Below are 10,411 nucleotides of genomic sequence, written 5' to 3' on the forward strand. Positions count from 1 at the left end.
CCCCCGAACAGGGGGCGCGCAGCCGTGTGCTGTGTACGGAAGATCCTTCGCCGCGTGGTCGGCGTGCGGGCGAGCACATTCGGGATCATCGCCCGCCGCTTGGGCTGCGGCCGGTCCACCTTCGTCGTCGAACCCGACGGCAGCCTCCACGCGAGATACGTGTTCCGCTTCGGCGCGACGTTCCCAAGCATGGACACCATCACGCAGCAATTCGCCGCACTCGACGGCCTGCTGAGCTCAACTCAGCATTCGAGGTCTGCACATTGACCGTGGCGTTCCGCCTCTGGAGCGGACTGCAGATCTACCGTGATGTATGGAACTCGACTGGTCCGACACTGCGGTGCGGGGGCTTCAAGTCCGCCGTGCCGACGAAGGCGTCATGGGGATAAGGTTGCTGGGCTGGGAGGCGCTGCTGCCCCTGTCGGTGGTGCAGGAAGCGATCGGACAGCCGCACCGAGACCAAGCCGACGGCTCTGGACTCTCCCTGCGAGATGCCGTCCAGCTATGGAACCTCGTGCCCTGACATCACTGACAGGCAGAGGGCAAGCGGGGCGGACGCACTTCCGACCGCCAGAGCTCGCCCACCTGCGCTGGCCTTCAACGCTCTACGGCCCCATGCCTCCGCCGCCGCCAGGCGAGACTGTGTACCAGCGGCCGAGCAGGCGAGGTGCCGGGCAGCCGAAGGGGATGAGTGTCAGGTCGGGAGGGTCACCGAGCCGAGGGGGACGGTGGTGGGCTGAGGGGAGCCCCCGGCTGGCTCGACCGTGAATGCCACGGCGGCCGCCTCACCGACCGGCCCTTCGAGGAGAGCCAGTTGCCGCCCGGCGTCGCGACTCAGCAATCCGGCCGGTGCCGCGTCACCGCTCGCGTCGATGAACCAAGCTTCGTACACCTTGTTTGTGGGCAGCTGAGGCAGTCCGGAAACGACGAGCGCGGCCGCGTCCTGCCGGTGTGAGACGGCGACTGTGGCCACCGATCCGTCGGGCAGTTTCCGGGTCTGCAGCTGGGCATCGGGCGCGGCGAGCACATCTGCCACACCCACCATGCGCTCCTGCGCTTGCCGGACCGATGCACGTGCCTCCGACGCCTCCTGGTGCTGCCAGATGGCGACACCGCCGAACGCTGCCGCAGCAGCCACCGACGCGGCAAGCATCAAGCGCGGAAGCCACGTCATCCGGCGCCGGGTCTCGTCGCCCTGCAGGAGCGTGAACTCCTGCCTCGTCGTCGCCACCCGGCCCAATACGGCCTCCCGCATCGACTGGGGCGGGCTCATCGCCACGGCTCGGCCGAGCCTCACGGCAGTCGCCTGCAATTCTGCAACCTCGTTCCGGCATGCCTCGCAAGCCTCCAGATGCTTCACGAAAGCGCGCTGCTCGTCATCAGGCAAGGCATGCAGCGCATAGGCGCCGGTGGAGGTGTGCAGATCGGCAGTGGTCATGAGGTCACCCCCAGGCAGTCGTGGAGACGGAACGGGCCGTCCTTACTCGGGTTGATGTCCTTGCGGTTAAGGCCCCCGTCGTTGGCGAGAGGGACGCCGCCCGCTGGATGTCACTCAGGCCGGGGACACAGCGCCGGACCCGCTGCCACCTCAGGCGGTCCGGATCCCTTCGTTCCACCCCGTCGAACAGCACCGACTCGTCCCGCAGGGCCGCCTTGTGCTCCCGATCTGAGCTGGGCGGGGCCGAGCGCACCCGGTCCACGGCCCGGTGGTGAGCCAGCGTCATGATCCCTGTGCCGCCGCCGGGCTCGAACCATCCGGCCGTGCACCGCACCTCGACCAGAACATCCCGGGCTACCCCTTCCGACTGCGCGGGACGGGACAACACTCGCTGCACCACACCCAGCACTGGACCGACGACCTGGTCGCAGACCTTGGTGAATGTCTCCTGGTCCCCGCCGGAGACCTGGACCATCAGCTGGCCGTTCTGTCGCGCTGGCAATCCTGCTATCCGTCCGCTCTCGGCAGATTTCACCTGTTCCCCGCTTGCGTATCGAGATGAGTACGACCCAGAGCTTCAGGTGTTTTCACCACCTAAGGCATTACTAGTTCGTAACCGATGCAATTGCGGATTGGTTTCGTGGTGCACGGATCGCCGAGACGGTCCCCCACTCAAGATCGCCGTCGCCGGCTCCGGCCCACTCTCGGGCTCCGTACACCTACGCAGCGCCTTTGCGGTGGGCGTGGGTCCCGCGAAGAAGGGTAGGAAAGTACCGTAAAGGTGCATTCGTCTGATGCTTCGTGCAGTAGCAGCGCCAGGAGGGCGCAATGGATCTTTGGCTGATCTGGTTGATCGCCGCGGGAGCGCTGGTGGTGGCGGAGATCTTCACCCTTACTGCCGCGCTCGGGATGCTGGGTGCGGCTGCGCTGGTCACGGCGGGGGCAGCCGTATTGGGACTTCCGTTGCCCGTGCAGTTGTTGGTGTTCACGGTCCTGGCTGCGGTCACCTTGTTGTTCATGCGGCCCATCGCGGCGCGTCACCTCTTCAAGCCTGAGGCGGAGAGGTTCGGCGTGGATGCGTTGGTGGGTAGGTCCGCCTATGTCGTCTCGGAGGTCACGGACCTGGGTGGCAGGGTTCGCATCGGCGGTGAGGAATGGACGGCTCGCGCCTATGTCGAGACGCTGGTGATTCCTCAGGGTGTGACCGTCGACGTCATGGAGATCAATGGCGCCACCGCCCTCGTCTACCCGCGGGAGTGAGCGATGGAAGTCTCGGGCGTGCTCATAGCCGGCGTGATCGTCGCGCTGATCGCCGTATTCACCGTGGTGCGGGCGGTACGCATCGTGCCCCAAGCGCGTGCTCGCAATGTTGAGCGCCTTGGCCGCTACCGGCGCACGTTGAGGCCGGGCCTTAACCTCGTCATCCCCTACATCGACCGGGTCTATCCGGTGATCGACCTGAGGGAACAGGTCGTCTCGTTCAAGCCGCAACCGGTTATCACCGAGGATAATCTGGTCGTCGAGATTGATACCGTCCTGTACTTCCAGGTCACGGATCCACGAGCTGCTGCCTATGAAATCGCCGACTTCTTGCAGGGTGTCGAACAGCTCACCGTCACCACGTTGCGCAACGTTGTGGGTTCCATGGACTTGGAGAAGACTCTCACCTCGCGCGACACCATCAACAGTCAGCTCCGTGGCGTGTTGGACGAGGCCACCGGCAAGTGGGGTCTGAGAGTCAACCGGGTGGAGATCAAGGCCATCGACCCTCCGCAGTCGATCAAGGATGCGATGGAGAAGCAGATGCGTGCCGAGCGTGACAAGCGGGCGGCGATTCTCGGGGCTGAGGGGCAGCGGCAGTCGCAGATTCTCACTGCCGAAGGCGACAAGCAGTCTGCCGTTCTGCGGGCGGAGGGTAACCGTACCGCTGAGATCCTCAAGGCTGAGGGCCAGTCTCGGGCCATCGACGAGGTCTTCCAGGCCGTGCATCGCAACGACCCTGACCCCAAGTTGCTCGCCTACCAGTACATGCAGATGCTGCCTCAACTCGCCGAAGGTGCCGGAAGTACCTTCTGGGTCATCCCCAGCGAGGTCACCTCTGCGCTCCAGGGGGTGTCCCGCGCCTTCAATGAGGTGCTGCCCCAGTCGCCGGCCACGCGTGAGACGTCTTCAGAGGACAGAGCGGCCAACCAGGCCGCCGACGATGCGGCGCAGGCCGCGGAAGCTGCCGCCGAGGCCCTTGCCGACGCGGCCGAGGCCGACGCTAGCGCACGCCCCCTCGCCGACGGCCGTCAGGCAGCACCGAACAGGTAGTAGCCGGGCGCAGTTCGACATTGTGCCTGCCGCAGCCTCATGGCGAGATCCAGACCCTCCGGTGACAGGACATAGCCCCAAGGCGGTACCGCGGTCGACGAATAAAGCCGCCGTACCTCCTCGCATCGCGGCGCTGACGACGTGATCGTCGGGCCGCCGAACGCAGCCGGGCGGACGCCGAGCAGCTGGCGCACTCGTTGTCTTCCACTCCTCCGCCAAGGCCTGCGGGTTCGTGGAGCCTGACGATGACGCTGGCGTCGGGTTGACCGAGCCGGTCTCGGACGCTGAGGCCCGCCAGCAGTTCGCCGGACCTGAGGTGTGCGGCTTGGGCTACCGCGCCAGCACGCTCTGGCTGGCGTCACCCGCCAGGCCGGTATGGCTGGTCGTGAGTCCCAGACGGGACCGGCGCTGCTCAGGGCCGGTCACGGCGGTGCCTGCCGTGGCCCGTGCGGTCTTCGTCCGACGCGTGGGAGCCGCCGGCATCGTCGTTCTGCTCACAAGCTCAAAGGCCTGACGGGTCAGCTGTCGGGCATGGCCGACAATCCCGGGTCACTGCCCGCCATCGGCGCGAGGATCCTCGGGGGTGACATCGCGGTAGAGAAGGTACCCAGCACGTGACAGACATCCTCAAGAGCCAGATCGCTGTCACGTCGGAGCACCACCCCACAGCGGGAGAAGGCGCGGCGACTCGCCGACGGCACGGGCTCCGTCCCGCCGTTACTGGCACAGTCCGCTCCCGCAATCGATACCCCAATCGTCACTCACAGTAGATGTGACACGGTTTTTCACCTCACCGTCACTCCCCAACCTGAACTGTGAACCGCGAAAACCCGGCAACCCCCGCGCGGGTTCCTCACCCGTCCCGCCGACCGCCTATGTTCAACCCCCAACGTCCACCCACGGCCGCAGACCGGACAGAGATGTCAGACAGGCACTCAGTGGCTCACGGGGCACTAAACAATGTGTCGGGCCCGCCGTAACGGACGCGGCGAGCCCTGTACAGCGTTAGCGGGGCGCTTCAGTGGCGGAAGACGTCTTTGATCTTCTCCTTTGCCTGCCTGGCGTCGCCCTTGGCCCCCTGTGCCTTGCCCTCGGCGGTCATCTGCTCGTTTCCCAGAGTGCGGCCGAGGGTCTCTTTGGCCTTGCCTTTGGCTTGTTCCTTTTTGCCCTTGGCTTTCTGGTTCTTGGCCACTGTGCTCACTTCCAAGCTGCGCTCGGCACTGGCTCTTGTGACTGCGTGTGACCGCTATTGCCGATGGCAAACCTGACGCCCGGGAACGCGTGATCGGCTGGACCCTCATCGGGTCCGGGTGGCGCTGTGTGGGTGGTGAAGCGGTATTCGACGGTGACGGGGAGGGTGTCGAGGTCGAGTGCCTGACGGAGCCGGGGGAGGCCGTTGTCTTTGAGGTGCCGACCGATGGTGGTCAGGTCACTGTCCTGTTCGGTGCTGATCCGCATGACGAGGGTGGGGTGCTGGCGGGTTCCGGCGATGGTGGCGTGCGCGTTGTGGACACCTGGATAGGTGGTCACCTCCTTGAGGAAGGGGACGGTGGCCGTATCGGTCGCGAGTTCGGTGCTGCCTTGTTCGGGGTTCTGTTCGAGGTGCCACGTCTGGTGTTTCGGGCGGCGGGCTGTCTGTGCGGCTGTCCAGCGCAGCATGAGCAGCCCGAGTGTGATCGCGACGGCGGCGGTCACCCACCAAATCCAGGTTGGTGGGCTGCCGGGCGCAGGGATGAGCGTGGCGTGCGGTTCCAGTGAGGTGAGCCGGGCGTAGTGGCGGGCCAGGGCGAAGACGCCGGCTGCGAGCAGGAGGACGCCGACGATGGCCAGCAGCAGGCGGTTGAGGTGGGCTGGTCGGTTGAGGCTGGTCATGATGTGCTCCTGGTGGCATGGAGCTTGACCTTCACGGCCGGCCGGGTCGCTGGGGCGATCTGGTCGAGGCGCTGGTTCAGGGTGTCGCGGACCGTCTCGGTGAGCCCGGCGGTGTTGGTCCGGTCGGTTCGGATGCGGGCGGCCACCGTGCGTCGGGTCAGCTTCAGCTTCGCTTTGCTGACCCCATCGACCCTCCGGGCCGCACTGAGCAGGGTGCGGCGCAGACTGCGCCGGGAGGCACCGGCGTCCAGGTCACCGTCCAGCGGCACTACCGTCGGTCTGCCGGGCAGGATTGCCGCGATGAGCATGATCAGACCCAGCAGCGTGGCCGCACCGCCGGCGATGAAGGTGGCGGTGTCAATCCAACGGGTGGCGGCCAGATAGTCGGTGACGGATCGGTAGCTGATGAGTGGCGCCACACCCATGATCATCTGTATGGCGATGATGGCGGCCAGCACACAGATCGCGAGGACGAGCAGCGCTGTGAGGGTGGCGGGAACACTGCGGCGCGGACGGCGTTTCATCTGACTCTCCTGGTGCGGGAGTCCGGATCGTGCAGCGCGGTGACGCTGATGTCGACCCGCGTCACGGTGAGGCCCGTGAGGTCCGCAAGGCGGCTTTGTAGATGGGCTCCTGCAGCTTCGGTCACGCCGGCAACGGAATGCGGATAGTCGACGGACAGACGGACAGCCAGAACCGCGGTGGCATCGGCGTTGACGCTTGCCGTGACAATCGCGGAGCGGTCGGCGTGCTCGCCGGTCACCCTGACACCGAGCAGGCTGGCCACGAAGCCGATGATCAGCAGGACGACCCCGATAATGATCATGGTGACCTCCAGCCTCGCGCAGGTACCTCAATTGCAGTTTAGGCACGCCCTCTGGCAGCGTCTGGAGATCGGACTCGGATTCCGATTGCCTGCTTCCAGCCTCTCGTACGGCTCGCTTCGCAAACCAGCGTGCATCGAGGCCGCGCGGACCTCTTCCAGCGCCGGACAAGCCCGACGGGGTCAGGCCTCGTCGAGTAGGTCGTAGGCGTCGGTGGTGCAGTCGTATTGGCAGTTCCAGCGTTCGTAGCTTTCCCGCAGCGCTTCTGCTGCCCACCAGCGCGGCACCTCGAGCAGGAAGTCGTCGTAGACCCTGGCCTGCACATCAGCGACCAGGATCGGTATGCGCAAGAGGGAGCTGCCCGCACGGCGGCGTCCGAGATCACCATGTCCGCCGCCAGGCGCAACTGCGTGTCAGCCTGCCGCACAGCCCGGTCCCGAGTTGCAGAGCGCACCCGGGAACCCAGAACACGGCGACTCGCCCACACGCTCACAGCTGTACCGAGGACGAACCCGGCGGCAACGACACCTACACCCACACTCCAATCGAGGCACGGCTAGGGTACCGACGCAACCGAGCACCAGCCCGGCTCACACCGTGATTCCGTCTCTCGCCCGTCTTCGGACATTCGCTCAACGGTGTCTCAGCGATGCGAGCGGCCTCAGAGCCATTCCACCCAGAGCGGATCGTCCACACCTGCTCAGGGTCCGGACTGATCGGCGCCTGTGCAGGCCATCTCAAAGCCTTGGCTCAGGTGGGAGTGTGCGTCTTACCTGGGCGGGAAAGGTTGAGACAGTCTGGCTCCGGGCGTCTCGCACTTGGGACGGCTGGCGACCGGGCAGGTTGACCAGGGCGACGAAGCTGCTGGGCGTTCGATCGCCGTTGCGAGGCCCTCGGGTAGCAGAGACGGACTACTGCGTCCCTGCCCTCTTACAACCGTGCAAGCCGCTCTCACCGCACACGGCTGAAGCAAAGCCCCATTGGCTTGCCGGCAGACAAGGTGCTGGACCTCGGGCATGTGGAGACCTCCACCCTCACGGCATGTGGATATGGCGTCTACCGGGGATCGGCTCGGGTAGACCGGCGAGACCACAGCCTTGGCCCACCCGCTCGGCTTCGACATCGACCCGGCCACCTGGTCCGCCGACAGGCAGGTGCTGCAGGCCGGGACGTAACCGGTCGGCGTCTGGAGCGTTCAGTATGACCCCGCGAAGTGGGCGGAAGCCCTGGACCTCCCTGTGCACGGTCCAGGGCCTCTGTATGTCGAGTACGGACCTGCCGGGGGTCGTTCCGGGGGGAAGGCAAAGCCCCGAACGGGACGACCACCGTTCAGGGCTTGGCCCAGCCACTCCGAAGTGGGAGTGCTTTGGAGTTAACAGGTCCAGTCTGGGGCCGGACGGCTCTTTGACCGGTGACCGCGGGACGCGTGTCGCACAGGCTGCGCAAGTACTCGCGCGCGTACCGGGTGGCGTTAGGGCGTTGCGTTGAGCTGCGGTGATGCGCGCTTCGGGCGGCTGCAGCGTGTGAGCTCAGCGGTCATGCAGCCCTGCTCGGTGACCTTTCTCAGCTCCTGCTTCCCAGCCGCAGGCCTTCCTGACCAAAGGGGCGGAGGGCGTGTGGGGAGCGGTTTCCTGTCGCGCACCGGGAGCCTGCGGGCAGCGGATGCAGGCGACGCGGTTCTGGGCGACGGTGGTAGACGGTGGTAGGAGTGCCGCCAACCTCGTTGGGGGAGCCATGATCGCAAGTTCCTGTACGACAAGGGGCTGCGCAGTCCCCACCGGTCCGCCCGCTCCGTACCCTGAACCTCCCCCCTACAGCGATGTCACCCAGGAGGCGACGGACAAGCCGATAGACAGGCAGGCAATCGAGTTGGCGTGCTGCGCTCTGCAACTTCCAGGCGTCCGGGAACAGACAGTCGCCGACAGCTAGAGCCGGATACTCCGACGAGGGGGAACGTGGCCGGACCCGCCGTACATCGCAGGTGTCCGGCCGGCCTCCACCTCCTGGTGGAGACCGTCGACGGTTCGTCGGACCGGGAAGGGCTACTGCTGCACCGAGCGCTCGTGCTGCGCCAAAGCCTGTCCCAGCCCGAACCAGGTGGCGGGCCATATGGCGATGAAGATGCCCGCTCAGCTCAGAACACGGCTCGGGATCGGCCTGCCTATAGGGCTGCCCCATCCGCCACCCAAAGGGCCCGGTACGGCCTGCCCCCGGACGGCACACGAGCAGTGAAGCCGTTCGGGGGGCTGCGCGGCCGACCTTCATGACTCCCGAAGGAGGCACTCTCAGTGGGCACCCGATGCTTGACTCGGTGCGTTGCCGGAGTGTGCCTGTCGTGAGCAGCAGCTCGGGTCCGATCACCCCGGGAGCCGTAGCGACCGGAAAGGGCAGGGCGTTCGGACAGCCGGAGGAGCTGCCAATCGCATAGGCGAGGTTCCATATGTCCTTGGACTCACACGCCCCGACGGTGAGCCCAAGGACAGCTTCGGTCAGCAGCCCGGTACGTGATGATCACCGTGGGGCCAGCCCTTCCAGGGTCTCAGCTGCCAGCAAGGCGGCCGAGTCGGTCACATACGTCCCCCAGTCTGTACCGCCAGCCTTGACGGCCTGTCGCATCCCCTGCAAGGCGCGGGCCTGCGGCTCGCGGGACTCGGTGAGTCGAGCGCGCGTGCACTTGAGGGGAAGTGCCCGGCGCACTCGTGGAAGGGAACGTTGCCCGCGGTCGCAGCTACTTGGTGCGGGGGGTCATTCCTTCGCTTCCGGTGTGCATGTCGTCGCTGGGTTCGCGGTAGTGCTGGTTGAGGGGGAGGGCGATGTCGAAGACCTGTCGGCTGGTGGGGAAGTGGGCGACGCGGTCGGCTTTTCCGTTGAGGATGTTGACGCGGTAGAAGCCGTAGATGGCGTTGGTGCCGTTGGTCTGCAGGGCGGCGAAGCCCTGGTTGGTTCCTGCCTGGGGCGCGTAGTAGATGTCGAAGCCGGCTGATGGGCCGGCGTTGACGCCGAGGCTGCCGGTGGGGGCGAGGGTGCCGGCGTTGGCGGGGGACTGCAGCGAGACGCGGTCGTTGACCGTGTCGATGTCGAACAGCGTTGTCGCGGTGGCGGTGTTGAGGTCGTTGTTGGTGTAGGCGGCGCCGGTGACGCCGAGCGCGGTGGTGGGTGTGGTGGCCGGGGGGACGGCGGGGTTGGTCAAGGTGCCGTCGACGGTGGTGGTGAACGGGGCGGCGGGGTCGTCGATGTTGTGGCGCAGGTTCTGGCCGGTGTCGCTGATGACCCGCAGCCGGTTGGCGGCCGGGTTGAAGTCGACGCCGAAGTTGTCGCCCTGCAGGGCGACGGTCAGCTGGGAGACTTTGGTGGCGTTTCCGTTGCGGTCGAGGGTGTAGATGCCTCCCTGGTCGCCGACCCCGTAAAGCTTTCCGTTCTGTACGCGGTAGTCGATCCCGACCAGCTCGGTGTCGCCCTGCAGTCCACGCACTTGGCCCCAGGACTCCTGTGACGAGGGGGAGTTCGTCGAGAAGCTGACGAGCCGCTGATCGGTGGTGAGCCCGACGACCTTGAGGCCGCCGTCCGTGTACCCGTCGTCGGCTCCTGCGGCGGTCGCCGACGCGACGGGCCAGGCGAGAGCGAGGACGAGGGCAGGGGCGACTATGACAGTGCGCATACGTTTCTCCTGGGGGAGTGGCCCGGACCGGACGCCGGGCGCCACTCTGTGACACAAACACACCCATTCGTGCACGGCACGTCACAACGCCCATCCGGGTTTCACGAACCAACCTGCTGAACCCGACTCCCGACCGGTGCCGGTGGCCACGGGACCGCGTGCGCGGACCGTGCGGTCTGCCAGGTACACAGCGATGCGAGCGGGTGGTGGCGGTGGCTGCCGTCTCTCTGCCTGACGGCAGCCACCGCGGTGGACACGGTGAGGGGTGTCGCGATTTGTGAGGCGGCGGAGCCGTTGGGGCGGGGC

At 66.5% G+C, this 10,411-nt stretch carries 10 protein-coding genes and 1 pseudogene; 4 read left to right on the forward strand and 7 right to left on the reverse strand.

Annotation, left to right across the window (positions count from 1 at the left end; genetic code table 11):
• Both ACFWU3_RS36030 and ACFWU3_RS36035 read left to right on the forward strand, forming a co-directional pair.
• Positions 1–267, forward strand: a pseudogene (locus tag ACFWU3_RS36030) (hypothetical protein); the annotation flags it as partial.
• A gap of 46 nt (positions 268–313) precedes the next feature.
• On the forward strand, positions 314–523 hold the full coding sequence (locus tag ACFWU3_RS36035; RefSeq protein ID WP_384445784.1) for a hypothetical protein: 210 nt from the start codon (positions 314–316) through the stop codon (positions 521–523).
• 171 nt (positions 524–694) lie between these two features.
• Here ACFWU3_RS36035 and ACFWU3_RS36040 read toward each other — a convergent pair whose 3' ends face one another.
• Positions 695–1,438 (reverse strand): anti-sigma factor domain-containing protein, encoded by a 744-nt coding sequence (locus tag ACFWU3_RS36040; RefSeq protein WP_384445786.1) that lies wholly within the window; start codon positions 1,436–1,438, stop codon positions 695–697.
• 828 nt (positions 1,439–2,266) lie between these two features.
• Between ACFWU3_RS36040 and ACFWU3_RS36045 the strand changes: the two genes are divergently transcribed.
• On the forward strand, positions 2,267–2,698 hold the full coding sequence (locus ACFWU3_RS36045) for an NfeD family protein (protein WP_384445788.1): 432 nt from the start codon (positions 2,267–2,269) through the stop codon (positions 2,696–2,698).
• A gap of 3 nt (positions 2,699–2,701) precedes the next feature.
• A complete protein-coding gene (locus tag ACFWU3_RS36050; RefSeq protein ID WP_384445790.1) occupies positions 2,702–3,751 on the forward strand; it encodes an SPFH domain-containing protein in 1,050 nt (349 codons plus the stop codon).
• Positions 3,752–4,769: 1,018 nt separating this feature from the next.
• Here the strand turns inward: ACFWU3_RS36050 and ACFWU3_RS36055 are convergent.
• The 6 genes from ACFWU3_RS36055 to ACFWU3_RS36080 form a co-directional block, all read right to left on the reverse strand.
• Positions 4,770–4,943 carry a CsbD family protein gene (locus ACFWU3_RS36055; RefSeq protein ID WP_384445792.1) on the reverse strand — a complete coding sequence of 58 codons (174 nt, stop codon included), beginning with the start codon at positions 4,941–4,943 and terminating at the stop codon, positions 4,770–4,772.
• A gap of 5 nt (positions 4,944–4,948) precedes the next feature.
• On the reverse strand, positions 4,949–5,623 hold the full coding sequence (locus ACFWU3_RS36060; protein ID WP_384445794.1) for a hypothetical protein: 675 nt from the start codon (positions 5,621–5,623) through the stop codon (positions 4,949–4,951).
• Positions 5,620–6,147, reverse strand: coding sequence for a DUF6286 domain-containing protein (locus ACFWU3_RS36065; RefSeq protein WP_384445796.1), 528 nt, complete (start codon positions 6,145–6,147; stop codon positions 5,620–5,622). Before ACFWU3_RS36065 ends, ACFWU3_RS36060 begins: the two co-directional genes overlap by 4 nt.
• A complete protein-coding gene (locus tag ACFWU3_RS36070) occupies positions 6,144–6,449 on the reverse strand; it encodes a hypothetical protein (RefSeq protein WP_384445798.1) in 306 nt (101 codons plus the stop codon). Before ACFWU3_RS36070 ends, ACFWU3_RS36065 begins: the two co-directional genes overlap by 4 nt.
• A gap of 180 nt (positions 6,450–6,629) precedes the next feature.
• On the reverse strand, positions 6,630–6,797 hold the full coding sequence (locus ACFWU3_RS36075) for a hypothetical protein (protein ID WP_384445800.1): 168 nt from the start codon (positions 6,795–6,797) through the stop codon (positions 6,630–6,632).
• 2,378 nt (positions 6,798–9,175) lie between these two features.
• Positions 9,176–10,105 (reverse strand): DUF4394 domain-containing protein, encoded by a 930-nt coding sequence (locus tag ACFWU3_RS36080; RefSeq protein ID WP_384445802.1) that lies wholly within the window; start codon positions 10,103–10,105, stop codon positions 9,176–9,178.
• Positions 10,106–10,411 lie beyond the last annotated feature (306 nt).

The sequence above is a fragment of the Streptomyces sp. NPDC058685 genome (genome assembly GCF_042714725.1).
In the GTDB taxonomy this organism is placed as follows: Bacteria; Actinomycetota; Actinomycetes; order Streptomycetales; family Streptomycetaceae; genus Streptomyces.